Annotated in this window: 22 protein-coding genes and 4 tRNA genes; 11 read left to right on the top strand and 15 right to left on the bottom strand. The window is 64.1% G+C overall.

Features of this window, described 5'->3' with window-relative positions:
* Positions 1 to 41: 41 nt before the first annotated feature.
* The 3 genes from rpoB to rplJ all read right to left on the bottom strand — a co-directional run bounded on the left by rpoB (position 42) and on the right by rplJ (position 5,374).
* Positions 42 to 4,172 (bottom strand): DNA-directed RNA polymerase subunit beta, encoded by a 4,131-nt coding sequence (gene rpoB / locus C4E04_RS07955; RefSeq protein WP_109596490.1) that lies wholly within the window; start codon positions 4,170 to 4,172, stop codon positions 42 to 44.
* A gap of 249 nt (positions 4,173 to 4,421) precedes the next feature.
* On the bottom strand, positions 4,422 to 4,802 hold the full coding sequence (rplL, locus tag C4E04_RS07950; protein WP_109596488.1) for a 50S ribosomal protein L7/L12: 381 nt from the start codon (positions 4,800 to 4,802) through the stop codon (positions 4,422 to 4,424).
* A gap of 53 nt (positions 4,803 to 4,855) precedes the next feature.
* Complete coding sequence (rplJ, locus tag C4E04_RS07945; protein WP_109596486.1) at positions 4,856 to 5,374, bottom strand: 50S ribosomal protein L10; 519 nt, start codon at positions 5,372 to 5,374, stop codon at positions 4,856 to 4,858.
* Positions 5,375 to 6,176: 802 nt separating this feature from the next.
* Between rplJ and C4E04_RS07940 the strand changes: the two genes are divergently transcribed.
* On the top strand, positions 6,177 to 6,521 hold the full coding sequence (locus tag C4E04_RS07940) for a hypothetical protein (protein ID WP_109596484.1): 345 nt from the start codon (positions 6,177 to 6,179) through the stop codon (positions 6,519 to 6,521).
* Between the two features lie 62 nt (positions 6,522 to 6,583).
* Here C4E04_RS07940 and rplA read toward each other — a convergent pair whose 3' ends face one another.
* From rplA to C4E04_RS07900, 8 genes are all read right to left on the bottom strand, one after another.
* Positions 6,584 to 7,285 carry a 50S ribosomal protein L1 gene (rplA, locus tag C4E04_RS07935; protein ID WP_109596482.1) on the bottom strand — a complete coding sequence of 234 codons (702 nt, stop codon included), beginning with the start codon at positions 7,283 to 7,285 and terminating at the stop codon, positions 6,584 to 6,586.
* 10 nt (positions 7,286 to 7,295) lie between these two features.
* Positions 7,296 to 7,724, bottom strand: coding sequence for a 50S ribosomal protein L11 (gene rplK, locus C4E04_RS07930; protein ID WP_109596481.1), 429 nt, complete (start codon positions 7,722 to 7,724; stop codon positions 7,296 to 7,298).
* A gap of 166 nt (positions 7,725 to 7,890) precedes the next feature.
* Positions 7,891 to 8,424, bottom strand: coding sequence for a transcription termination/antitermination protein NusG (gene nusG / locus C4E04_RS07925; protein WP_109596479.1), 534 nt, complete (start codon positions 8,422 to 8,424; stop codon positions 7,891 to 7,893).
* Between the two features lie 12 nt (positions 8,425 to 8,436).
* On the bottom strand, positions 8,437 to 8,637 hold the full coding sequence (gene secE, locus C4E04_RS07920; RefSeq protein ID WP_109600928.1) for a preprotein translocase subunit SecE: 201 nt from the start codon (positions 8,635 to 8,637) through the stop codon (positions 8,437 to 8,439).
* 162 nt (positions 8,638 to 8,799) lie between these two features.
* Positions 8,800 to 8,876 (bottom strand) — tRNA-Trp (locus C4E04_RS07915).
* A gap of 45 nt (positions 8,877 to 8,921) precedes the next feature.
* Positions 8,922 to 10,112, bottom strand: coding sequence for an elongation factor Tu (gene tuf / locus C4E04_RS07910; RefSeq protein ID WP_109596476.1), 1,191 nt, complete (start codon positions 10,110 to 10,112; stop codon positions 8,922 to 8,924).
* Between the two features lie 414 nt (positions 10,113 to 10,526).
* Positions 10,527 to 10,600 (bottom strand) — tRNA-Gly (locus tag C4E04_RS07905).
* Positions 10,601 to 10,618: 18 nt separating this feature from the next.
* Positions 10,619 to 10,703: transfer RNA gene (locus tag C4E04_RS07900), tRNA-Tyr, on the bottom strand.
* Between the two features lie 186 nt (positions 10,704 to 10,889).
* On the opposite strand from C4E04_RS07900, the gene C4E04_RS07895 reads away from it, so the two are divergent.
* The 3 genes from C4E04_RS07895 to C4E04_RS07880 all read left to right on the top strand — a co-directional run bounded on the left by C4E04_RS07895 (position 10,890) and on the right by C4E04_RS07880 (position 14,269).
* A complete protein-coding gene (locus tag C4E04_RS07895; protein WP_109596474.1) occupies positions 10,890 to 11,714 on the top strand; it encodes an RNA methyltransferase in 825 nt (274 codons plus the stop codon).
* A 201-nt stretch (positions 11,715 to 11,915) separates the two neighbouring features.
* Entirely contained in the window at positions 11,916 to 13,595 is a 1,680-nt protein-coding gene (locus tag C4E04_RS07890; RefSeq protein ID WP_210204609.1) for an MFS transporter, read from the top strand.
* 598 nt (positions 13,596 to 14,193) lie between these two features.
* A tRNA-Thr gene (locus tag C4E04_RS07880) sits at positions 14,194 to 14,269 on the top strand.
* 1,181 nt (positions 14,270 to 15,450) lie between these two features.
* Here C4E04_RS07880 and C4E04_RS20845 read toward each other — a convergent pair.
* Positions 15,451 to 15,612 carry a hypothetical protein gene (locus C4E04_RS20845; RefSeq protein WP_162559317.1) on the bottom strand — a complete coding sequence of 54 codons (162 nt, stop codon included), beginning with the start codon at positions 15,610 to 15,612 and terminating at the stop codon, positions 15,451 to 15,453.
* Positions 15,613 to 15,740: 128 nt separating this feature from the next.
* Between C4E04_RS20845 and C4E04_RS07870 the strand changes: the two genes are divergently transcribed.
* On the top strand, positions 15,741 to 16,559 hold the full coding sequence (locus C4E04_RS07870) for an RNA methyltransferase (protein ID WP_109596467.1): 819 nt from the start codon (positions 15,741 to 15,743) through the stop codon (positions 16,557 to 16,559).
* 89 nt (positions 16,560 to 16,648) lie between these two features.
* Entirely contained in the window at positions 16,649 to 17,626 is a 978-nt protein-coding gene (locus tag C4E04_RS07865) for an MBL fold metallo-hydrolase (RefSeq protein WP_109596464.1), read from the top strand.
* A gap of 9 nt (positions 17,627 to 17,635) precedes the next feature.
* On the opposite strand, the gene cutA is transcribed toward C4E04_RS07865, so the two are convergent.
* Entirely contained in the window at positions 17,636 to 17,965 is a 330-nt protein-coding gene (cutA, locus tag C4E04_RS07860; RefSeq protein WP_109596462.1) for a divalent-cation tolerance protein CutA, read from the bottom strand.
* A 48-nt stretch (positions 17,966 to 18,013) separates the two neighbouring features.
* Between cutA and C4E04_RS07855 the strand changes: the two genes are divergently transcribed.
* Genes C4E04_RS07855 through C4E04_RS07845 form a run of 3 tightly spaced genes read left to right on the top strand, consistent with a single transcriptional unit; the run spans position 18,014 to position 20,207 of the window.
* Positions 18,014 to 18,787, top strand: a complete 774-nt coding sequence (locus tag C4E04_RS07855; RefSeq protein WP_109600925.1) for an NAD kinase — start codon at positions 18,014 to 18,016, stop codon at positions 18,785 to 18,787.
* A gap of 47 nt (positions 18,788 to 18,834) precedes the next feature.
* Positions 18,835 to 19,329, top strand: a complete 495-nt coding sequence (locus C4E04_RS07850) for a MaoC family dehydratase (protein WP_109596460.1) — start codon at positions 18,835 to 18,837, stop codon at positions 19,327 to 19,329.
* A 5-nt stretch (positions 19,330 to 19,334) separates the two neighbouring features.
* Positions 19,335 to 20,207, top strand: a complete 873-nt coding sequence (locus tag C4E04_RS07845) for a CoA ester lyase (protein WP_109596458.1) — start codon at positions 19,335 to 19,337, stop codon at positions 20,205 to 20,207.
* A 4-nt stretch (positions 20,208 to 20,211) separates the two neighbouring features.
* Here the strand turns inward: C4E04_RS07845 and C4E04_RS07840 are convergent, their stop codons facing one another.
* Positions 20,212 to 20,817 (bottom strand): flavin reductase family protein, encoded by a 606-nt coding sequence (locus C4E04_RS07840; protein WP_109596456.1) that lies wholly within the window; start codon positions 20,815 to 20,817, stop codon positions 20,212 to 20,214.
* Between the two features lie 9 nt (positions 20,818 to 20,826).
* Entirely contained in the window at positions 20,827 to 21,390 is a 564-nt protein-coding gene (locus C4E04_RS07835) for a nitroreductase (RefSeq protein WP_109596454.1), read from the bottom strand.
* Positions 21,391 to 21,695: 305 nt separating this feature from the next.
* On the opposite strand from C4E04_RS07835, the gene C4E04_RS07830 reads away from it, so the two are divergent.
* Together C4E04_RS07830 and C4E04_RS07825 are read left to right on the top strand one after the other, a co-directional pair.
* Complete coding sequence (locus C4E04_RS07830; RefSeq protein ID WP_109600923.1) at positions 21,696 to 24,149, top strand: YfhO family protein; 2,454 nt, start codon at positions 21,696 to 21,698, stop codon at positions 24,147 to 24,149.
* A gap of 62 nt (positions 24,150 to 24,211) precedes the next feature.
* Entirely contained in the window at positions 24,212 to 25,048 is an 837-nt protein-coding gene (locus C4E04_RS07825) for a hypothetical protein (RefSeq protein ID WP_245416305.1), read from the top strand.
* Positions 25,049 to 25,107 lie beyond the last annotated feature (59 nt).

The following is a 25,107-nucleotide window of genomic DNA, read 5'->3' as shown; positions in this document are numbered from 1 at the left end:
TCGAGATCCCCTGGCGAGGCCCGGGGATGACGACGTAAAAATTACTCAGCCGCTTCAGACGGAGGCAGTTGCTCCGGCTCGTTGGCGGCCTTCTTGGAGTTCGTGAGCTCCACGTTCAGACCGAGCGACCGCATTTCCTTCACGAGAACGTTAAAGCTCTCCGGAATGCCCGACTCGAAGGTGTCGTCGCCACGCACGATGGCCTCATAGACCTTGGTGCGGCCGGCCACGTCGTCCGACTTGACCGTGAGCATTTCCTGAAGGGTGTAGGCCGCGCCGTAAGCCTCGAGCGCCCACACCTCCATTTCGCCGAAGCGCTGACCGCCGAACTGGGCCTTGCCGCCCAGCGGCTGCTGGGTAACGAGGCTGTAGGGGCCGATGGAGCGGGCGTGGATCTTGTCGTCCACGAGGTGGTGAAGCTTCAGCATGTAGATGTAGCCCACCGTCACCCTGCGGTCGAACGGCTCGCCGGTCTTGCCGTCGTAGAGCGTCACCTGCCCAGACGGATTCAGGCCGGCCTTCTCGAGCATCGCCTCGATGTCCGCCTCCTTCGCGCCGTCGAAGACCGGGGTCGCGAAGGGAACGCCGCGGCGCAGGTTCCGGCCGAGCTCGGCCAGCTCCTCGTCGGAGGCGTTATCGATCTCGGGCATGTTGCCGTAGATCGAAACGAGCTGCTCCCGCAGAGACTTGGCCTCACCCGACTTCATATAGGCGTCGACCGCCTGGGCGACCTGCTTGCCGAGGCCGGCAGCCGCCCACCCGAGATGGGTCTCGAGGATCTGGCCGACGTTCATGCGGCTCGGCACGCCGAGCGGGTTGAGCACGATGTCCGCATGCGTGCCGTCCTCAAGGAACGGCATGTCCTCGATCGGGACGATGCGCGACACGACACCCTTGTTGCCGTGACGGCCGGCCATCTTGTCGCCGGGCTGGATCTTGCGCTTCACGGCCACGAAGACCTTGACCATCTTCATGACGCCGGGCGGGAGCTCATCGCCCCGCTGCAGCTTCTCGACCTTGTCCAGGAAGCGCTGCTCGAGACGCTTCTTCGACTCGTCATACTGCTTCTGCATGGCCTCGATTTCGGTCATGCGGGCGTCGTTGTCGACGGCGAACTGCCACCATTGCGACCGCGGATACTCGTTGAGGATCTCGCGGGTGATCTTGGTGTCCTTCTTGTAGCCCTTCGGCCCCGCAACGCCGCCCTGCCCGATCAGAATCTCGGCCAGACGCGCATAGGTGTTGCGGTCAAGGATCGCCTGCTCGTCGTCACGGTCCTTGGCGAGACGCTCGATCTCCTCGCGCTCGATCGCCTGGGCGCGCTCGTCCTTGTCGACGCCGTGGCGGTTGAACACGCGGACTTCCACGATCGTGCCGGTCACGCCCGGAGGAACGCGAAGCGAGGTGTCGCGAACGTCGGAGGCCTTTTCGCCGAAGATGGCGCGCAGAAGCTTCTCTTCCGGCGTCATCGGGCTCTCGCCCTTCGGCGTGATCTTGCCGACGAGAATGTCGCCCGCATGGACCTCGGCGCCGATATACACGATGCCGGCTTCGTCGAGGTTCTTCAGCGCCTCTTCCGACACGTTCGGAATGTCGCGCGTGATTTCCTCAGGACCCAGCTTCGTATCGCGGGCCATCACCTCGAACTCTTCGATGTGGATCGAGGTGAAGACGTCGTCCTTCACGATCCGCTCGGAGAGCAGAATGGAATCCTCGAAGTTGTAGCCGTTCCAGGGCATGAAGGCGACGAGGACGTTGCGGCCCAGCGCCAGCTCGCCCAGCTCCGTCGACGGACCGTCGGCGATGATGTCACCCTTGCGGACGAGGTCGCCGGCCCGAACCAGAGGCTTCTGCGTGATGCAGGTGGACTGGTTGGATCGCTGGAACTTCTGCAGGCGATAGATGTCGACGCCAGGACGGGTCGGATCGGTCTCCTCGGTAGCGCGGATAACGATACGGGTCGCGTCCACCTGGTCGACGACGCCGGCGCGGCGAGCCGCGATGGCAGCGCCCGAATCCCGCGCGACGACCGCTTCCATGCCGGTGCCCACGAAGGGAGCATCGGCCTGCACGAGCGGCACGGCCTGGCGCTGCATGTTCGAGCCCATGAGCGCGCGGTTCGCGTCGTCGTTCTCAAGGAACGGGATCAGCGCTGCGGCCACGGACACGAGCTGCTTCGGCGACACTTCCATGAGGTCGACACGGTCAGGCGCAACCACGATGTTGTCACCGGCCCGACGGCAGATCACCAGCTCCTCGGTCAGACGGTTCGCGTCGTCGATCAGGGAGTTCGCCTGGGCGACGTTGTACTTCGCCTCTTCCATGGCCGAGAGGTAGATGACCTCGTCGGTCACCGTGCCGTCGCGGACGCGGCGGAAGGGGGTCTCGATGAAGCCGTACTTGTTCACCCGCGCGAAGGTGGCGAGCGAGTTGATGAGGCCGATATTCGGGCCTTCCGGCGTCTCGATGGGGCAGATGCGGCCGTAATGCGTCGGATGCACGTCGCGGACCTCGAAGCCCGCGCGCTCGCGGGTGAGGCCGCCCGGGCCAAGCGCCGAAAGACGGCGCTTGTGGGTGACTTCCGAAAGCGGGTTCGTCTGGTCCATGAACTGCGAGAGCTGCGAGGAACCGAAGAACTCGCGCACGGCGGCGGCCGCAGGCTTCGCGTTGATCAGGTCCTGCGGCATGACGGTGTCGATATCAACCGACGACATGCGCTCCTTGATTGCGCGCTCCATGCGGAGCAGGCCGAGGCGGTACTGGTTCTCCATGAGCTCGCCGACCGAGCGCACGCGGCGGTTGCCGAGGTGATCGATGTCGTCGATCTCGCCCTTGCCGTCGCGCAGGTCCACGAGGGCCTTGGTCACGGCCAGGATATCCTCGCGGCGCAGCGTCCGCACCGTGTCCTCGGCGTCGAGGTCCAGGCGCATGTTCATCTTCACGCGGCCCACGGCCGAGAGGTCGTAGCGCTCGGGATCGAAGAAGAGCGAGTTGAACATCGCCTCGGCGGTCTCGAGGATCGGAGGCTCACCCGGACGCATGACCCGGTAGATGTCGAACAGGGCGTCCTCGCGGGAGGAGTTCTTGTCGACCGCCAGCGTGTTGCGGATGTAGGGACCGACCGTCACATGGTCGATGTCGAGGACCGGGATCTCGTTGAAGCCGGCCTCGTCCAGGCCCTTCAGAAGCTTCTCGGTGATTTCCTCGCCGGCCTCGGCATAGATCTCGCCCGTGCTCGGGTTGACCAGATCCTCGGCAATGTACTGCCCGTAAAGGTCCTCGTCCGTCGCACGCAGGGCCTCGAGGCCCTTCTCGGCGAGCTGGCGGGCGGCACGGGCCGTCAGCTTCTTGCCGGCCTCGAGCACGACCTCACCGGTCTTGGCGTCGATGAGGTCCACGCTCGCCTTGAAGCCCTTCATGCGCTCCGCGTCGAACGGAACGGTCCAGCCTTCCTTGGCGCGCTTGTAGATCAGGCGGTTGTAGAAGGTGTTGAGGATTTCTTCGCTGTCCAGGCCCAGGGAATAGAGCAGCGACGTGACCGGAAGCTTACGCTTACGGTCGATACGGGCATAGACGATGTCCTTGGCGTCGAACTCGATGTCGAGCCAGGAACCGCGATACGGGATAATGCGGGCGGCAAAGAGCAGCTTGCCCGACGAATGGGTCTTGCCCTTGTCGTGGTCGAAGAACACGCCCGGGGAGCGGTGCATCTGGGAGACGATGACGCGCTCGGTACCGTTGACGATGAAGGTGCCGTTATCCGTCATCAGGGGCATGTCGCCCATGTAGACGTCCTGCTCCTTGATGTCCTTCACGGAGCGGGCGGCCGTATCCGGGTCCACATCGAACACGATGAGGCGCAGCGTCACCTTGAGGGGCGCCGCAAAGGTCATGCCGCGCTGGCGGCACTCGTCCACGTCGTATTTCGGGGGTTCAAAGGTGTACTTGACGAACTCGAGCAGGGCCGTGTTCGAGAAGTCCGAGATCGGGAAAACCGACTTGAAGACGGATTGCAGTCCTTCTTCCGGCCGGCCACCCTTTGGTTCCTCGACCATCAGGAACTGGTCGTAAGATGCCTTCTGAACCTCGATCAGGTTCGGCATCTCCGCCACTTCTCTGATTTTTCCGAAGAACTTGCGAATGCGCTTCCGGCCGATCAGTGTGTTGGCCATCTGGACCTCGTTCCTCATCTACAGCTGATCCAGCATCCGCGATCCGGGTGCTGGATCAGCCGCCCCGCGACCGGCGGGATGACCACAGAACCGGAGCTCAGTGCCCCGGATACATCCCCGAGAATCTGGCCTCTGGGGCCCCGGATCTCTAGGACGACACAACGGCCCCAAGCAAATTTGCCTGGGACCGCTTGTTTGTTGAACCCCGGCCCGAAGGCCGGGGAACCTCGCGACCCGAAGGTCGCAAGATTACTTAAGCTCGACCTTGGCGCCGACCTTCTCGAGGGTCGCCTTGATCTTCTCGGCTTCGTCCTTGGCAACGCCTTCCTTGACGGGCTTCGGAGCGCCTTCGACGAGGTCCTTGGCTTCCTTCAGGCCGAGGCCGGTGATGCCGCGGACTTCCTTGATCACTTCGATCTTCTTGTCGCCGGCAGAGGCGAGAACGACCGTGAACTCGGTCTGCTCTTCGGCCGCAGCGGCAGCGCCGCCACCAGCGCCCGGAGCGGCCGCAACGGCCACAGCCGCAGCAGCGGAAACGCCCCACTTCTCTTCGAGCATCTTCGCGAGCTCAGCGGCTTCGAGAACGGTCAGAGACGACAGATCGTCAACAAGCTTGGCAAGATCAGCCATTGATTTCAGTCCTTAAGTTCGATTCGAACGGTTTGATGGTTGAGGTTACGGCCTCACGCCGCTTCGCCTGTCTTGGCATAGGCCCCGAACACGCGGGCGAGCTTCGCCGCCGGCGCAGTGCTGAGCTGTGCGATCTTCGTAGCCGGAGCCTGGATGAGGCCGACCAGCTTCGCGCGCAGTTCATCAAGGGACGGAAGGGTGGCAAGCGCCTTCACTCCGTCCACGTTCAGGGCAGTCGCGCCCATTGCGCCGCCAAGGATCACGAGCTTGTCGTTAGCCTTGGCGAAATCGACAGCGACCTTGGGCGCCGCGACCGGATCGCTCGAATAAGCGATCAGGGTCGGACCTTTCATGAGGTCCGAGATGGACGCGACGTCCGTGCCTTCGAGAGCGATTTTGGCGAGGCTGTTTTTTGCGACCTTCACGGTGGCGCCAACCTGCTTCATCTGCGCGCGCAGCTTCTGCATGTCGGCGACCGTAAGACCAGCATAGTGGGCAACGACGACCACGCTCGTGCTGGAAAACACGTCGTTGAGCGTCGAGACGAGCTCGCGTTTTGCTGCTCTTTCCACTGGGCTCTCTCCGGTTGGCGGATATACCGCCGGTTGCACCTGTCGCTCGTCAGCGCCTCGGCTTGGGGCCGCAGGCGCCTTCGAACGACGCTCTCGCAAGCCCTGTCCCCCAGATTACGCTCCGGAAAGAGCGCCCTAGGCGAGATGGTTCGAACCGAACGATACGGCCCGCGTGAGCGCGCCGGAACTCGGTTTCCCCGTCTATGCAGGTCCTTACGAATTAAGCCGGGCTGGCCGGCACCTGCAGTCTCGGACAGGACATAGCCGGATCGCGCCAAAGGGGGAACCTTTGGCCCGCCGGCCTGTCACCGCTCCTTACGGAGCGGATTTCGCAGCCGGGCTCTCTGTAAAAGACAAGCCCTGGCAGTTGTTGGAATCTCAACGCGATGTCATAAGCCCTTCGGCTGCAAATGCCAAGAGGCATTTACGTGTCATTTTCGCGCCGATAAGGAAGCAAAGGCCGATTTATGCCTTGCTGGCCGGGATTTCAAGGGACGCCTTCCCTTTGGGAAAAGAACCTCGCCCTGAGAATTCCCCTCCCCGTCCCACATGGTTCGAACCCGCTCATCCCCAGTGCCCGTCCCGCAAGCCGCGAATCCTCAAGCGCCCGGCGAAGATGAGGCTTAGCGACTTTTACGCCGCGGAAATGAATGCCCGCTTTAGAGCAGAACCTTATCGGTTGTGCAGGCTAAGTCTACGATGCGGCCCTTGCTATTAGATGGCCCGAAGGAAATCTTTCATAACATTATTTCATTTTTGCCGGGGCCTGCTATGGTCTGCGGACCAATAAAGGAAGTTTTATATGCCTGCCAAACCGCACGTCCTGGTTGCCGCAGTGGCCCTCGTGTTCTGGTCACCAACCCTGCTGGCCGCGACTCCCGAGGAAACGCGCTGTCTCTCCCTGATCGAAGCCACGAAATCTGCCGAGCAGGAGGCTCGAGGTCAGCATGCGATTTACCAGCAGGACAAGACGGAAGCCCATCGCTGCGCCTATCTTAGGAAGGCGCTCGTTCACTTCGATACCATGAAGAAAATGGGAAAAGCCTGCATGGCGTTCCAGCCTGAACTGGCCAAGCAGGTGATCAGCACGGCCAACCGATCGGCTCCAAATATCAGGAAGGAAAGTGGGTGCCGATTTCCTCGGTAGGAATCTACAAAAAAAAGCCCCAGTTGTGCACCGGGGCTTTTCTCTAGCTTTAAGGTATTCACTTAGCCGTTGATGACCGAAGCCGGGTCGACCTTCACGCCGGGGCCCATCGTCGACGAGATGGCCACGCGCTGAATGTAGGTGCCCTTGGCGCCGGTCGGCTTCGCCTTGGCGACGGCGTCCGCGAAGGCCTTGATGTTCTCGATGAGCTTGGTCTCATCGAAAGAAGCCTTGCCGATGCCCGCATGGACGATACCGGCCTTCTCGACGCGGAACTCCACCGCACCGCCCTTGGCGGCCTCGACGGCGCCCTTCACGTCCATGGTGACGGTGCCGACCTTCGGGTTCGGCATCAGGCCGCGCGGGCCGAGCACCTTACCGAGACGGCCGACGAGCGGCATCATGTCCGGGGTGGCGATGCAGCGGTCGAACTCGATCGTGCCGCCGTTGACGGTCTCGAAGAGCTCCTCGGCGCCGACGATGTCGGCACCGGCGGCCTTGGCCTCGTCGGCCTTGGCGCCGCGGGCGAAGACCGCAACGCGCACCGTCCGGCCGGAGCCGTTCGGCAGGTTGCAGACGCCACGGACCATCTGGTCCGCATGGCGCGGATCGACGCCGAGATTCATCGACACTTCGATGGTCTCGTCGAACTTCGCCTTGGCGCGTTCCTTGACGAGCTTCACGGCATCCTGGATGCCGTAGAGCTTGGCGGCATCGATGCCCTCGCGGGCGTTGCGGATGCGCTTACCCTCTTTCACAGCCATCGTGCCCTCCTTACGCCACTTCCAGGCCCATCGAGCGCGCGGAGCCCTCGATCATAGCCATGGCGGAATCAACGGTGTCGCAGTTGAGATCGACCATCTTCTTCTCGGCGATCTCACGGATCTGGTCGCGGGTGACCGAGCCGGCCTTGCCGCCCTTGCCCGGGGTCTGCGAACCCTTGTCGACCTTGGCCGCCTTCTTGAGGAAGTAGGAGACCGGCGGCTGCTTCATCTCGAACGTGAAGGAGCGATCCTGATACGCGGTGATGATCACCGGGATCGGCATGCCCTTCTCCATCTGCGAGGTCTTCGCGTTGAAGGCCTTGCAGAATTCCATGATGTTGAGGCCGCGCTGACCCAGCGCCGGACCGATGGGCGGCGACGGGTTGGCCGCGCCGGCGGGTACCTGAAGCTTAACGTAGCCCGCAATTTTCTTTGCCATAGGACTGCTCTCCAATGGACCAACCGCCCGGAGCCGACCGGACGGAATGGTGGTTGCAGATCGCGGTTCGGGCCGATGGTCCCAGCTGGCAACCGGGCGGACCTCCCGCGGACGAAAGCCCGTAAAGGGCTAGAAAGGCGGCGCTCTCGCGGCGCCGCCATACAGGTCAGACCTTCTCGACCTGACCGTATTCGAGCTCGACCGGCGTGGCGCGGCCGAAAATGGACACCGCCACCTTAAGGCGGGCCCGGGCGTCGTCGACTTCCTCGACCACGCCGTTGAAGGACGCGAAGGGGCCGTCCGAGACGCGGACCTGCTCGCCCACCTCGAAGCTGACGGACGGCTTGGGATGATCCACGCCCTCGGCCACCTGGCCCTTGATCCGCTCGGCCTCCCGGTCCGGAATCGGAACCGGCTTGGACTTGTCGGCCCCCAGGAAGCCCGTGACCTTCGGGGTATTCTTGATCAGGTGATAGACCTCATCCGTCAGGTCGCACTTCACCAGGACATAGCCCGGGAAGAACTTGCGCTCCGTGTCGACCTTACGGCCGCGGCGCACCTCGACGACCTTCTCGGTCGGCACCATCACCTCTTCGAACTTGTCCTCAAGCCCGCGCTGAGCGGCCTGGTCCTTGATCGACTGGGCGACCTTGTTCTCGAAATTCGAATAAGCGTGGACGATGTACCAACGCTTCGTCATCGCAGCCACCTCTTAACCGCCGAATCCCAGGAGGACAGTCCGAACCAACCATCCCATTGCCTGATCCGCCACGAAGAAGAACAGACAGGCAAGCAGCACCATCACGAAGACCATGGCGGTCGTGATCATGGTCTCCTTGCGGGTCGGCCAGGTCACCTTTGCGGCTTCCGAGCGCACCTGCTGTAAGAAATCGAACGGGTTCGTCTTTGCCATTTTGCCTGCGTCCACGGGCCTGGAAGCACCTGCGGACGTCCTCTCATGGGCGCGATCGGCCCAAAGTGAAGGGGCGCGAAGCCGTTTTCTTAAGCCTCGCGCCACCCTCGAAACCATTACCGGGGCGCTCTGTAGCGCAAAACGCCCGCTTTGTCGATCCGCTGGCAGGAGTGGAGGGACTCGAACCCCCAACCCCCGGTTTTGGAGACCGGTGCTCTAGCCGATTGAGCTACACTCCTCCGGCGGATCACGGGTGGCGGCAATCCGCCACCCGGAACTCTAAATTAATCCATGACCTGAGCGACGACGCCGGCACCGACGGTGCGGCCGCCTTCACGGATCGCAAAGCGCAGCTTCTCCTCCATGGCGATCGGCGCAATCAGCTCGACCTCCATGGCGATGTTGTCGCCCGGCATCACCATCTCGGTGCCCTCAGGCAGCTTCACCACGCCCGTCACGTCCGTCGTCCGGAAGTAGAACTGCGGACGGTAGTTCGTGAAGAACGGCGTATGACGGCCACCCTCTTCCTTCGTCAGGATGTAGGCCTCGGCCTTGAACTTCGTGTGCGGCTTGATCGAGCCGGGCTTGCACAGCACCTGGCCGCGCTCCACGTCCTCGCGCTTCGTGCCGCGCAGAAGAACGCCCACGTTGTCGCCCGCCTGACCCTGGTCGAGCAGCTTGCGGAACATCTCAACGCCCGTCACGGTCGTCTTCACCGTCGCCTTCAGGCCAACGATCTCGACTTCCTCGCCGACCTTGACGATCCCGCGCTCAACGCGGCCCGTCACCACCGTGCCGCGACCCGAGATCGAGAACACGTCTTCGATCGGCATCAGGAACGGCTGGTCAATCGGACGCTCCGGCTGCGGAATGTAGCGGTCAACCTCGGCCATCAGCTTGAGAACCGCATCGCGGCCGATCTCAGGCGAACGGTCTTCCAGCGCGCACAAAGCCGAACCCTTGACGATCGGAATGTCGTCGCCCGGGAAGTCGTACTTCGACAGAAGCTCGCGCACCTCAAGCTCGACCAGCTCGAGAAGCTCCGGATCGTCGACCATGTCGACCTTGTTCATGAACACCACCAGCGCCGGAACGCCGACCTGGCGGGCGAGCAGGATGTGCTCGCGGGTCTGCGGCATCGGGCCGTCGGCCGACGACACCACCAGAATCGCGCCGTCCATCTGCGCCGCACCCGTGATCATGTTCTTCACGTAGTCGGCGTGGCCGGGGCAGTCCACGTGCGCATAGTGACGGTTGGCCGTCTCGTATTCCACGTGAGACGTCGAGATCGTGATCCCGCGCGCCTTCTCTTCCGGAGCCTTGTCGATCTGGTCGTAGGCCGTAAACGTCGCCCCGCCAGCCTCGGCAAGAACCTTCGTGATCGCCGCCGTCAGAGACGTCTTGCCGTGGTCAACGTGCCCAATCGTCCCAATGTTGCAGTGCGGCTTCGTCCGCTCAAACTTTTCCTTCGCCATTGATGTCTACCTTGCAGAGGCCAGGAACAAAGATCTCAGGGCGTCCCGATATTGCGGTTGCGCTCTTTGTGCAAGAGCCAATTTCGATATTGGGTCGCATAGTTTTGGACGACGCGGTCGATCGGCCGTCCGAAAAGGCGTTGTCGAGGAGGAACCGCCGGCTCCCTACCCGGCCCGGGCCATAGGGTTCAGCTTGAGAAAGCCAGACCGGCTCCGCCATCAGGGAGCGATACCCGGATCAGGATCGGCGGCACCGCGAATGCTATGTCGAAATCGTGTCTGTCGATTTCAAGCCTGGCGGGAGCTGTCCCTATGAGCCACTCGCCCCGGAAACACGACACCGCCCGGTTCACGCGAGACAATGGGACCACAATCTTATGGAGGCGCCGTAGTAAGGAGAGGAAAGTGAAGGCCTGGAGCGGGTGAGGGGAATCGAACCCCCGTATTCAGCTTGGAAGGCTGCTGCTCTACCATTGAGCTACACCCGCGACCGGGGAAGGTTTGGGTGGTGGGGGAAGTAGGACTCGAACCTACGAAGGCATAGCCAGCGGATTTACAGTCCGCCCCCTTTGCCGCTCGGGACATTCCCCCATTCTGCCCAACCAGAACGCAACGCGTTTTAGGCCGTACAACAGAAGCGCCCCGGAGGGCGTCCGTGGGCGCTCTTATGGTGACCCGAGCGGCCGGTGTCAACAGCAAAGCGCATCCGATATGCAGCCTTCGGGACTTCGGACATCATGTGTTATGTGCCGGACATCACCGAACAGATCGAGCATCATGAGCGACCGCCCTTCCCCGCCCCGCAAGCCCCGCTTCCAGCGCCATTCCGGAAAGCCCGCCCGCCGCGATTTCGGCCCGCGCCGCACCTTCGGCGATCCAGAAACCGTGGTCCTTTATGGCTGGCACCCGGTCGTCGAGGCCCTGCGCAACGGCAAGCGGGCGATTCGCCGCCTCCTCGCAACCGAGAACTCGGCCCGCCGCCTGCACGAAGAACTGGGCGAGCATCTGCCGGCCGAGCCGGAGATCGTTCGCCCGGACGAGATCAACCGGCTCGTGGAGGCGGATGCGGTTCACCAGGGGCTTTATCTGGAGGCGTCTCCCCTCCCCTCTCCCAGCGTCGAAACCCTGAGCGGCAAGGGCGTCGTCCTGGCCCTCGACCAGATCACCGATCCCCACAATGTCGGGGCCATCGTCCGGACGGCCGCGGCTTTCGGGGTCGAGGCCATCATCACCACGGCCCGGCATAGCCCGGCTGCCACTGGGGTCCTTGCGAAGTCGGCCTCCGGCGGGCTGGAGCACGTGCCGTTCATGGTGGTGAGGAACCTGTCCGACACCCTCATCGCCCTCGGCGAGCGGGGATTTCAGCGGGTCGGCCTCGATTCGTCGGGAGAGAATCGCCTCGACGAAGTTCCCCTCAAGGAGCCGGTGGTCCTGGTGCTCGGATCCGAGGGCAAAGGCCTGCGCCAGCGCACCCGCGAATGCTGCGACGTCATCGGCAGGCTCGACATGCCGGGAGCCATCAAGAGCCTGAACGTCTCCAACGCCGCTGCGATCTCGCTTTTTGCTGTGACCAAGGCGGTTTCGGGCCCGACCCGACCCTAGCGGCGAGCCAGCTAAACAATTCATATCATTGGAACATTTCAGATTTCCCCTCTGATCTTAGACGGAAGTCGAAACTACCAATTGTGAATTGTAGAGCCCAAGGCCGCAGCTAGCCTTCCAGCCTGCATGATTCCGGGGCCCTGAACCCGGAAGCGCAAGACCCGGCTCACCGGGCATCATGTCTTGATGGAAGGAAACGCTATGGCAACAGCAGCAATGACGCCGAGGTCGGAATCAGACGTCCGACCTATGACCAAAGAGGAGAGGAAGGTCATCGTCGCCTCCTCTGCCGGCACAGTCTTCGAATGGTACGACTTCTATCTGGCCGGTTCCCTTGCGGCGAACATCAGCCAGAACTTCGTGCCCGGAACCAACGACACGGCCAAGTTCATCTTCGTCCTGTTCGGCTTCGCGGCGGGCTTCGCGGTGCGCCCCTTCGGCGCCCTCGTGTTCGGCCGCCTGGGCGACATGATCGGCCGTAAATATACCTTCCTGGTCACCATGACGATCATGGGTCTCTCGACCTTCATCGTCGGCCTTCTGCCCGGCTATGCGTCCATCGGCTATATCGCGCCTGCGGCCTTCATCATCTGCCGCCTCCTGCAGGGCCTGGCCCTCGGCGGCGAGTATGGCGGCGCCGCGACTTACGTTGCGGAACACGCGCCTCACGGACGACGGGGCTTCTACACGTCCTGGATCCAGACCACCGCAACGGTCGGCCTGTTCCTTTCGCTGATCGTGATTCTCACCCTGCGCCTGAGCATGTCGCCGGAGGCCTTCGCTTCCTACGGTTGGCGCATTCCGTTCCTGCTGTCGATCATCCTGCTCGCCTTCTCGGTCTGGATCCGCCTGCAGCTCAACGAATCGCCCGCCTTCAAGAAGATGAAGGAGGAAGGCACCCACTCCAAGGCCCCGCTCACGGAAGCCTTCGGCCGTTGGGAGAATGCCAAGGTTGCGCTGATCGCCCTTATGGGCGGCACCGCCGGCCAGGCGGTGGTCTGGTATACGGGCCAGTTCTACGCGCTGTTCTTCCTGACCCAGACCCTGAAGATCGACGGCACTACTGCCAACCTGATGATCGCTTTCGCGCTCCTCCTCGGCACGCCGTTCTTCATCTTCTTCGGCTGGCTGTCGGACAAGATCGGCCGTAAGCCGATCCTGCTCGTCGGCTGCCTGATCGCGGCGATCACCTACTTCCCGCTCTTCTCCTCGCTGGCCAAGACGGTCAATCCGAAGCTGATCGAGGCGACCGACCAGGTGAAGCTGGAAATCATGGCCGATCCGGCGAAGTGCGGCTTCCTGTTCGACCCCGTCGGCGTGCGCACCTTCACCGAGCCCTGCGACGTGATCCGCCGGACCCTCGCCAACAGCTCGATCCACTATGATCTGATCAAGGCTCCGGCGGGCGCCCCGCTGACCGCCAAGATCAATGGCACGGATGTCGCGGTGACCGACAACACGGGCGCCTCCCTGGTGGCGGCCGCCCAGGCTGCGGGCTATCCCAAGCCCGGCGACCCGTCGATCCTGAAGACCCCGTCCGTCGGCGGCGTGCTGACTGACGGGCGGGCTCTCGCGGCCATCGGCATCCTGTTCGTCCTGGTCATCTTCGTGACCATGGTCTACGGCCCGATCGCCGCCATGCTTGTGGAGCTCTTCCCGACCCGGATCCGCTATACCGGCATGTCGCTGCCCTACCATATCGGCAACGGCTGGTTCGGCGGCTTCCTGCCTCCGACCGCCTTCGCGATCGTGGCTGCCTCGGGCAACATCTTCGCGGGTCTCTGGTATCCGGTCATCGTGGCCCTCATGACCTTCGTGATCGGCCTCCTCTTCGTCCCCGAGACGAAGAACCGGGATATCTTCACCTACGAGAACAAGTAATTCGCTCTACAAGAGCCCGAAAAAGGAAAGCCCCGCTTCCGGCGGGGCTTTTCACGTCAGGGGCAGAAGATTGGCGAACCGAAAGCGCAAAGTCGGATTGGCGTTCCGGCCCCTCGTCAATAACAGGTCGTAACCTGACGAACGATCCAGCCTTGGTCCTCAACCCAGAGCTTCTTGCGGGAGCGGTTACAGTTGGGCGCACCTTCAGAGGACTGAATGGACCCCACCGTCTCCACATCCTTCGCGGCGACTGTCGTGCTGCCCTTGCGGGCGGATATCTTGTCTGGCTGCGATACACTCTGGGCCGGGGAATGGGACCCGATATGCGCCGCCTGGGCCGGGGTCATCAGAAAAGCGATAGCGAGAACGCCACCCGCACACCCCGTCACGAAGCCTCCCCGAGCCGTAGAGGAAAAGGCTTTCAGTACCGTAGAAAGGCTCGAACCGAGCATGGGATTCAACTCCTCAGGCGATGTCTGAGGGGAATAATTCCAGACCGGAAAGATGGTTGCGGTGCTGCGGAGCACATTATTTTTCACGACCGAGGGAACTTGCGCCTGTATGTCCGCGCTGCTAACTCATCGGCCATATCCAGCATGCCGGTTTAGCTCAGCTGGTAGAGCAACCGCCTTGTAAGCGGTAGGTCGCGAGTTCGAGTCCCGCAACCGGCACCACTCCCCCAACCTATAACTCCTTATTATGTATGGCATATGCCTTTCGAGCGGCCTTCCCCAGGCTAGCGCCCGAAGAATCAAGCGGGACATAATTCCAGGGAAGCGCAAGGGGCGATGCAGAGGTCCCTCAAAAGTCCTCAGTGATAATCGGTCTGCCCTTCACCATTCCGGTTCTCGCTTGGAGACGGAAATCACGGCCGAAATTCTTGGATGGAGCAACAACGGCCGCTCCTTTAGCCTGTCCACTTAGGAGCTTGGGCATACAAGTGCCATTGTGTTCGGATAGCCGCATGAGCGCCTTCGAAAGGACATGGAATTTTGTTCCATTACGGCGAGGCTGATCCTTGGAGGGTCTAAGCGATGCCGTTCAAACTCGGCGAAATCGTCCATCTCAAGCAAGACCCAGATCAGCGAATGCTTGTGGTCGACTTACATATCGATTGGGTTGTCTGCCGCTGGTTCGACGGACAAACGATTCAACAGAGTGCGTTTTCGAACCACGATGTTGAGGCAGACATATCACCGCTCGGCCAAACTGCCCCTGTCTGAACGCCCTCAGAAAAGCCTCGTTACGATACTAAGTTGGAAGATCGGCGGTTCCTGAGCCAACCGCTGAACTTGCAGGCGCATCCGCGTCTCTGAGCTTTTCGGCTTTGGAGACCCGCCATGCCGACAGAACTACCTGATCACAAACAGCGACCGCCGACCGCAGTAGCCGCCAGAAAGATCCTATTGAATTGGGCCCTGAACTGGCTCGCCGTGGTCGTAGGCGGCGGGTTATGCATCTGGGCGATCAATTACGGCATCAGCTGAAGGGCGAGGCAAGCGGCAACCGCCTTGCTTCCGCATTCTCTGCGCTTATGGATGACAGCAATGGTGTCAAACCGCGGGAGACTTCCCTACTGCGCCTTCTGAAACACATCGGCGCCCGTAATGCGGACGCAGATATAGGTGCGATATACCTGCTCGACGGAAGTCTTGGTCTCGGCGTCCAGCGCGGCCGGTACGGCCCCGGCGCTACAGATCAGCTTCGCGCGGCCAGAGGCTCTGGAAATGGGCCTTTAGAAGTCAGATACAGTCGCCTGCTCAAGGTGCAACCTCTGCGACTGACTGACTGACAGGGGACAGCGCAGACTGGAGCGGCCATTGAGGGGAACCATGCGGTTGCTCACCCTTGGCTATCAACGAATGCGTTCCTTGCCCCAGTTTTCCCGTGCGCTTCGTTCGGCAAGCTGAAACTCCTGCTGGGTCAGCCTCCGGCGGCGGGCGACCGTGAAAATCGCCATGCCCAGAAGAATCGGGCCGCCGATGATGACGATCGCCCAGAGCCATCCACCTACCATAACGTCACTCCTTCCCGCCCAGGGCGGTCCATAGGTTCATTTTGGGTCTAACAGGTACAGAAAGTCGTTGTTCCCGCACGGCTCTCGGGCATAGGCAGGGACCGGAAACCCAGAACACCCGTGAGGCCATGGTCCAGCCAATTGCCATCACCGATCCCGAAGATCCGCGCATCGAGCCCTATCGGGCCGTGCGCGAGCGCGACCTCGTCGGCCGTGAGAACCGATTCGTGGCGGAGGGCGAGGTGGTCCTGCGGGTGCTTCTGCGGCAGGACAGATTCGCGATCGAATCGCTTCTTCTGGCCGAGGGCCGAATCGAGAGCCTGACGGATTGCCTCGCGGCCCTGCCGGCAGGCGTTCCGGTCTATGCGGCCGGGCGCGCCGTGATGGATGCCATCGTGGGCTTCCCGATCCATCGCGGGATTCTGGCCATCGCCCGCCGGGCGCCGCTGCCCTCACCCGGCCCATTCCTGGCCGCGCTGCCGGAGGATGCGCTGGTCCTCGGGCTTGTGGGCCTCGCCAACCACGACAATGTGGGCGGGATCTTCCGTAACGCCGCCGCCTTCGGGGCGGACGCGATCCTCCTCGACGAAACGAGCTGCGATCCCCTCTATCGCAAGGCCATCCGGGTCTCGGTGGGCGGCGCGCTCGTCGTGCCCTTCACCCGCGCCGGCCCGGCGCCCGCCCTGATCGGGAGCCTGCGGGAGGCCGGCTTCGAAATACTGTCCCTTTCGCCCTCCGGACGGGAGCCCCTCGGCCGGATCCGCCGCCGGGGCCGGACCGCCGTGCTCCTTGGCGCTGAGGGACCGGGACTGCCGCCCGAGCTCTTGGCCGAGACCCGCACGGTAACGATCCCCATGAGCGGCGGCTTCGATTCGCTCAACGTGGCGACGACGAGCGGCATCGCCCTCTACGAACTCACCCGGCGGGAGCCGGAAACCACGCCCTAAAGGCCACGCTCTCCGATTCGTGAAAGGCCAAGCTCTTGCGCGCGACAGGGGCCATTCTAGCCTTGCGAAACGAGCCCCGGAGACGTCCCATGACCCTGACACGCCGTACCCTTCTCGCCAGTAGCGTTATTCCCGTCGCAGCCCCTGCCCTCGCCCAGACGAACAACTCCATGCCGACGCCTCAACCCTCCGCCTCTGCGCAAGCCCCCGGCTTCTATCGCTACAAGGTCGGCGACATCGAGGTGACGGCCGTCAATGACGGCTTCGCGACCCGTCCGCTCGAAGGGTTTATCCGCAATGCCGAACTGCCCGCCGTACAGAAGGCCATGGAGGAGGCTTTCCTGCCGAAGGACCGGCTGCCGATCACCTTCACGACCCTCGTCCTGCGCCAGAACGGCCGCGTGACGCTGATCGACACGGGCAACGGCGACCTGGGCGCGCCGACCTCGGGCACCTGGATGGCAAATTTCCGCGCCGCCGGCTTCGACCCCGCGCAGGTCAACACCGTGGTCATCAGCCATTTCCACGGCGATCACATCAACGGCCTGCGCCTGAAGGACGGCACGGCCGTCTTCCCGAAGGCCGAAATCATGGTCCCGGCGAACGAATGGGACTTCTGGATGGACGAGACGCGCATGAACCAGGCGCCGGAGGGCATGAAGGGCGCCTTCCAGAACGTGCACCGGGTTTTCGATCCGGTCGCCAAGGACGTGAAGCGCTACGAGGCCGACAAGGAAATCGTGCCCGGCCTCACCAGCATCGCAGCCCCGGGGCACACGCCCGGCCATACCTCCTACATGCTGAGTTCGGGCGCCGGGAAGCTGATGATCATGTCGGACGTGACCAATCATCCGGCGCTCTTCGTCCGCAACCCGGATTGGGCCGCCGTCTTCGACATGGATGCCGACCAGGCCCGCCAGACGCGTCACCGGATGCTCGACATGGCGGCGGCCGAGCGCGCGCAGGTGGCCTTCTACCATGCTCCCTTCCCGGCCACCGGCCATATCGCGAAGGAAGGCAGCGGCTACCGCTTCGTGCCCGTGCAGTGGAGCTCCGCTATCCTTTAAGCGGAACGCTCAGGCAACTCCGGCGCCTGCAGTCTCGCCGATGATCCAAGCCAAGGTGGCCGCATCGGCGCCGGGTTCGATGAACAGGATCACGGGCGTCTCGTAAGGGTGGCGTTTTTTCAGGGCCTGCAGGACCTCCTCCTGCAGGCCTTTGCGCGTCTTGAGGATACCCACGGCCTCCTGCCCACGCTCCACGGTTCCCTTCCAGGCATAGACCGATTGCATTCCCGGCAGCACGTTGATGCAGGCGATGAGCTTTTCGCGCACGAGGGCCTCGCCGATCCCCAGGGCGGTGTCCACATCCGGAAAGGTCGTATAGACGAGAAGTGGGTTCTCCATGCTATGCCTTTCTTCCGCATCGTTCCGGCGCGAGGAGGGTATCCGGGCATGGCTCGCCGTTTCAACCATGTCGCATTCGTCGCAAGCCCCACGCCGGAGGCACAGGCCGCCCTCGCGCTTTTGAAGGCGCGCTACGCCGGCGTCGAGCCGGAGGATGCCGACGTGATCGTGGCGCTCGGCGGCGACGGGCTCATGCTGCGCACGCTCCACCGGTTCATGGGCACGTCCAAGCCGATCTACGGCATGAACAAGGGCACGGTCGGCTTCCTCATGAACGAGTTTCGTGAGGACGAGCTCTTCGAGCGCCTGGAGGCTTCCGAGCGCAGCGTTACGCATCCGCTGCTCATGGTCGCCTGGGACGTCAGGGGCGAGGCTCACACGGCGCGGGCGATCAACGAGGTCTCCATGCTGCGCCAGACCTACCAGGCCGCAAAGCTGCGTGTGAGCATCGACAACCAGGTCCGCCTTGCGGAACTCGCGGCCGACGGAATCCTGGTCGCGACGCCGGCCGGCTCGACGGCCTACAATCTCTCCGTGAACGGGCCGATTCTGCCGCTCAATGCGCCTCTCCTGGCGCTTACTCCCATCTCGGCCTTCCGGCCCCGGCACTGGCGTGGGGCGCTCCTGCCCGATTACGCGAAGATCCAGATCGAGGTCCTGGAGCCCGAGGAAAGACCGGTCAGCGCCGTCGCGGACCACACGGAATTCCGGGACGTGTCGAGGGTCCATACCTCCATGGACCGCAGCATCGACCTGGTGATGCTCCACGACCCCGGCCACAGCCTGGACGAGCGCATCCTGCGGGAGCAGTTCGGTTATTGACGGCCGGCGCCCTCGCCCCATGGACGGATCAGAATGAGGATCGTTGCATGACAGACGACAGCACAAGACATCCGCGCGGCGGGCTCTTCTTCGAGGATTTCGCCATCGGCGCCGTCATCCGTCACCGTCTCACCCGAACGGTGACCCAGATGGACAACATGCTCTTCTCGAACATGACGCTGAACCCGCAGCCGCTCCACATCGATGCGCATTTCTGCGCCACCGAGACCGAGTGGGGTCAGCCGCTCATGAACTCGCTCTTCACCCTCGGCCTCATGATCGGCATTTCGGTCAACGACACCACGGTGGGCACCACCATCGCCAATCTCGGCATGACGGACGTGACGTTTCCGGCCCCTCTCTTCGAGGGCGACACGGTGAACGTCACCACCGAGGTTGCGGCCAAGCGCGAATCCCGCACCCGGCCCGAAGCGGGCATCGTCGAATTCATCCACAGGGCCTACAAGCAGGACGGCACCCTGGTGGCCGAGTGCCGCCGTCAGGCTTTCATGCGCAAGCGCTCCACGACGATCGAGGTGTGAGGTCCATGCGCTCCCTCCTGTTCGTCCCCGGCGACAGCCGCAGGAAACTCGACAAGGCTCTCGGCTCGGGAGCCGACGCCCTCCTGATCGACCTTGAGGATTCGGTCGCCCTCGACGCCAAGGCCGAGGCGCGGTCGGTCACGGCCGGTTTCCTCGATGAGGCGAAGGGGCTGGCCGAGAGGCCCCGGCTCTATGTGCGCGTCAACGGCCTCACGACCGGGCTGACCGATATGGATCTCGACGGCATGATGGGAGCCGGTCCCGACGGCATCGTGCTGCCCAAGGCCGTCGGCGGGGCCGATGTGGCCCATCTCGGCGCGAAGCTCGCGGTCCGGGAGGCTGAGTTCGGCCTCGAGGACGGCGCCACACGCATCCTGGCCATCGCGACGGAGAATGCCCTCGGGGTCTTCGCGCTCGGCACCTTCGCGGGTGCGAGCCACCGCCTCATGGGGCTCGCCTGGGGCGGCGAGGACCTGTCGGCGGATCTCGGCGCAGAAGCGAACCGGGGCGAGAACGGGCTCTATACGGAGCCCTACCGGCTCGCCCGCTCCTTGACGCTCCTCGGCGCTGCCGCTGCGGCAGTCGACGCCATCGACGCCGTCTATACGAATTTCCGCGACATGGAGGGTCTGGCAACCGAGTGCCGGGAGGCCCGCCGGGACGGGTTCGTCGCCAAGATGGCGATCCATCCGGCTCAGGTCCCGGTCATCAACGAAGCCTTCACGCCTTCCGAGGAGGCTGTCGCGAAGGCCAAGGCCGTCGTTGCGGCCTTCAGGGAGAATCCCGGCGCAGGTGTCGTCGGTATCGGCGGCGAGATGCTCGATCGCCCTCACCTCGTCCGGGCCGAACGGCTCCTGGCGCGGGCGGGGCGAGGCTGATCCGTCAGCCTCCGGGCCGCGTCATGGTGAACTTGGTTTCGGGCGTCGCGACGAAATAGTCGCGGTAGCCCGAACGGGCGATGGGGCGCATGGCGGCCGTGTCCACGATGCCGTTCACGATGAAGCGGTCGTCGATATGGATGCCGACGACCTGTCCGATGACAAGGTAGTAGGAGGGCTCGCCGCCCTCCAGGGGCACGAGCGGCACGGTCTGGACCCAGCGGCATTCGAGCGCCGCTGGCGCGGCCGCGACCCGGGGCGGCTTGACGAGCCGGGAGGGGGCGGCCGCAAGGCCCGCATGCTCCATCTCGTTCACGCCGCGCGGCAGGGGTGCCGAAGTGGCGTTCATCTCCTCCCGCAGGTCGTAGGTTGCGAGGTTGCAGACGAACTCCTTCGTTTCCTCGACGAACGTCACCGCATCCTTCCGCCCGCTCGACGAGAAAGCCACCATGGCGGGCTTTTCCGAAATCGCGTTGAAGAACGAATAGGGCGACAGGTTCACCTCGCCCTTGGCGCTCATCGTCGTGATCCAGCCGATGGGGCGCGGCGTCACGAGGGCCTTGAACGGATCGTGCGGCAGGCCGTGATGGTTGGCGGTCTGGTAGAACATGGCCTTCGCTCAGAAACGGGTGACGATATCGGCAAGGTCGGGTCGCGCCCGGTCGGCCGGAGCCTCCGTGGCGGTGCCGATATGGATGAAGCCGGCAATGCGCTCCCCGGGCGCGAGGCCGAGGGCATCGAGAATGCGCCGGTCATAGGCCGCCCAACCGGTCAGCCAGACGGCGCCATAGCCGAGGGCCGTCGCCGCGTGGAGGAGGTTCATGCACACCGCCCCAGCCGAGAGGACCTGCTCCCAGTCCGGGATCTTCACGTGCGGCACCACCCGGGACACAACGGCCACCACCAGGGGGGCCTGGGCGAACCGCCCCCGCTCGAGAGCGACCTTCTCGGCATCGGCCTCCGGCTGGTCGGCCAGGAAGGCCTGGGCCAGCACCTCTCCGAGGCGGTGACGCCCCTCCCCTTCGATGACGACGAAGCGCCAGGGCGCCAGCTTGCCGTGGTCCGGGACGCGTGCCGCGATCGTCAGCAGGGTATCGATCTCGTCGCGGCTCGGCCCCGGCTCCGCGAGCCAGCGGGCGGGAACGGAACGGCGATGTTGAAGGCGGGCAAGGCTTTCGTTCATAGGACCTTCATCCGGAGCGGAATATATGAGACAGTACCCCTGGATGCCTCAGGAAAGCGGATACCGGCAGAGCGGGCCTGCCTTGGTCTCGCCCTCTTGTTGCGCTTGAGGGAGCGCGGGCATTCGGGGCCGTTGCAGAAAAGAAACCGCGACGGATGTATAGGGGGAGTGCGTCGGTACGCCAAGCTGGTTTCCCGGGCATGGCGATGAGCGGGCCGCGGCGGCAACGCCAGCCCCGTCGCTTCCGGGCTCTATCGTCGAGGACGGTCGCGGAGACCATGGGCGGAACGCCGCATCAAGAGCAGATGAACACATCACCATCCGTAGCGGGCGGGACCACCGGTTCCGGGATCTGGACGGCGCGTCCGACCCTTCTGGCCCTTGCGCTCATCCTCGGGATCTGGGCCCTCGCGGCTCTCGTCTGGCCCCTCACCGGGACGGTCGTCCCCTGGGATTCCAAGAACCAGTTCTATCCCACCCTGCGGTATCTCGGCGCGGCCCTGGCCCATGGCGAGATGCCGTTCTGGAACCCCTATCACTTCGGGGGCCACCCTTCGGCGGCCGATCCGCAGTCGCTCCTGTTCACCCCGACCATGCTGCTGTTCGGATGGCTCGTGCCCGAGCCGTCCATGCAGCTCTTCGACATCGTCATCTTCGCTCATTTCCTGCCCGGCGCCCTGGCCTTCGTGCCCCTGTTCCGTCGGCGCGGCTGGCACCCTGCCGGCGCCGTCGTGGCGGCCATCGTGTTCATCCTGGGCGGCTCGGCGAGCGCCCGGCTGCAGCACACGGGCATCATCCTCAGCTACGGCTGGTTTCCCCTTGCGCTCCTCCTTCTGGAGGAGGCCCTGGACCGCCGTTCCTATCGTTTCGGCGCCCTGTTCGCGGTCGTCGCCGTCCTGATGACCATCGGGCGGGACCAGGTCGCCTTCCTGTGCGACATCACGCTCATCGCAGCCGCCGCCGCCCGGATCGTCACGGCGCCGCAGCCCCTCGCCTATCTGAAGTCGCGCATCGGCGTCCTTCTCGCCATGGCGGGCATTGGCGGCGCGCTCCTGGCGGTGCCGGTGGTCCTCACCATGCAGTTCCTGGCGACCTCGACCCGCCCCTCCTTCGGCTTCGGGGTCGCGGCCATGGGCTCGCTGCCGCCCGAGAGCCTGGCGACTATCCTGTTCGGCAACGTCTTCGGGTCCCTTCGCTGGACCTACGATTACTGGGGGCCGGACTGGCACAGCCTGTCCGAAGGCACCTGGACCGACCGCGCCACGAACTACCTTTTCGTCGGCACCGTCCCGGCCCTCTTCCTGCTCTGGCACGGAGTCGCGGGCGGCCGACTGCTGGCGCGGGAGTTTCGCTTCTTCCTGGTGACCGGCCTGCTCGCCCTGCTTTATGCCCTGGGCCGCTATACGCCCGGCTTCGAGATGATCTTCGACCATATGCCGGGCGTCGATCTCTACCGCCGCCCGGCGGACGCTACGTTCCTCATCAACGTGATGCTGGCCTTCGCGGCGGGCTATCTCGTCCACCGTTACATCGCGGACGGTCTTCCGAAATGGACCACTGCCGCCCTCGGCAAGCTGCACCTCTTCCTGCCGATGCTGGCGCTGGCCCTTGCGGTCGCGGCCATCGCGAGCGCCATGGCGTTCGCGTTGCGGGCCGGACAGGGCGCGCCGGCGATGCGCGAGATCGGCCTCGGTCTCGTCGCCGCTGCCCTCGTCATCGCGCTCCTGACGCGGATCAGCCCCACGTCCCGCTGGCGCGAGGTGGCGGCCATCCTCATCATTGCGTTCACGGGCGGAGAACTGGTTCTGCGCCACGCGGCCTCGCCCCTGAATGCGGAGCCCGCCGAGCGCTACGCGGTGTTCCGCCAGCTTCCGCCCGAGCAACTCCAGGGCCTCCAGATCCTGAAGCGCGAGCTGGCCGACCGCCATGCCCATGGGGAATATCCACGGGTCGAGATCCTGGGTCAGCGCGGGCCCTGGCAGAACGCCTCCATGGTCCTCCAGCTCGAGGATATCATCGGCTACAACCCCCTGCGGCTTGCCGATTACGAGCGCGCCGTCGGCCCCGGCGAGAACGCCGAGGACCCGAACCTGCGCACTTTCCCGGCGACCTTCCGCGGCTACAAGTGCCGCCTCGCCGGCCTGCTCGGCCTCGAATATCTCGTTCTCGACCGGCCGATCGAACGGATGCCGCGCCATTTCCCACGCCTCACGGGCGCCGAGATCGTCTATGGCACCGGCCGCATGTGGATCTACCGCCTCGACGGCGCGAGCCCTCGGGCCTATGTGGCGCATGAGGTCAGCGCAGTGGATTCCGAGGCCGCCCTCGACCAGGAAGAGCTTCCCGAATTCAACCGCCGGAGCGAGGCCCTGATCGACGATGCGAGCATGCCTCTCCTCAAGGAGCGCTATGCCTCCTCGGCCGAGGGTGCGAGCCCGAAGGACCTCGAGGATCGGGCTCGGATCGTCAGCTACCAGCGCAATTCCGTGACCGTCGAGGTGGAGAGCGAGGCGGCGGGCGTTCTCGTCCTCCACGACGTGTATTATCCCGGCTGGGAAGTCACCGTGGACGGGGAGCGCCGTCCCATGCTCCGGGCGAACCTGCTCTTCCGCGGGGTCGAGATCCCCGCAGGACGCCACCGGGTCGAGTTCAATTTCCGCCCGATGTCCTACGAGAACCTGGTGACGGCGGCCTCCGACCTCCTCAAGAGCCGGAAGGAAGAGCCGATCCGGACCGCCGAAGTCCCCCGGGTCCGGTAATGTTGCTTTCAAGGATGAATTGCCCCGTGAGAATCCGCCTCTTTCTGCCCGTTCTGGCCGCGATGCTCCTTTCGGGTGCCGCCCAGGCTCAGCAGACGCTTCCGGCGGTGCCCTCGCTCACGCAGAAGCCGCCTCCGGTCACCCTCGGCCAGGTGACGCTCACGACGAGCGCTGTCTTTCCCGATAATCAGCCGATCCGGTCCGGGCTCGTCTGGCGTGTCTACGAGGACAAAGGCGATACGACGCAGCCGACGATCATCGCGCGCTCCAGCAGCCCGACACCGAGCTTCACCCTGACGCCCGGCAACTACATCGTGCATGTGGCCTATGGATTCGCCGGCGCCTCGAAGCGCCTTACGATCCAGTCCGGCGGCCTGTCCGAGCGCCTCGTCATCAGCGCCGGAGCATTGAAGCTCAAGGGCGCCGTCGGAGATTCGGCGATCCCGGCGAGCAAGCTGTCCTTCTCGGTCTACGTGCCTATCGGGTCAAACTCGGAAGGTCGCCTCGTCATCGCCAATGCCCGGGCCGACGACGTGATCCGCCTCCCCGAAGGGACCTACCACGTGGTCTCCACCTACGGCGACGCCAACGCGATCATGCGCGCCGACCTGAAGGTGGAAACCGGCAAGGTGACGGAAGCGACCCTCAACCACCGGGCCGCCACCGTGACCCTCAAGCTCGTGGCGAACGAGGGCGGCGAGGCCTTCGCCGGCACGGCCTTCAGCGTGCTGACACCCGGCGGCGACGTGATCCGCGAGGCTATCGGCGCCTTCCCGTCCGTGACCCTGGCGGAGGGCGATTATGTCCTCATCGCCCGACATGACGGCAAGGTCCAGACCCGGGACTTCAAAGTGGAGAGCGGCCTCGACCGGGACGTCGAGATTGTCGCCAAGCCCTGAGCGCGCCTGAAGGCCCGCATCCTTCTCCTGAACCTTTCCGGCCCCGCCTGCATTGACCG

The organism is Microvirga sp. 17 mud 1-3 (genome assembly GCF_003151255.1).
Taxonomy (GTDB): domain Bacteria; phylum Pseudomonadota; class Alphaproteobacteria; order Rhizobiales; family Beijerinckiaceae; genus Microvirga.
This window is presented reverse-complemented; position numbering and strand designations above follow the sequence as displayed.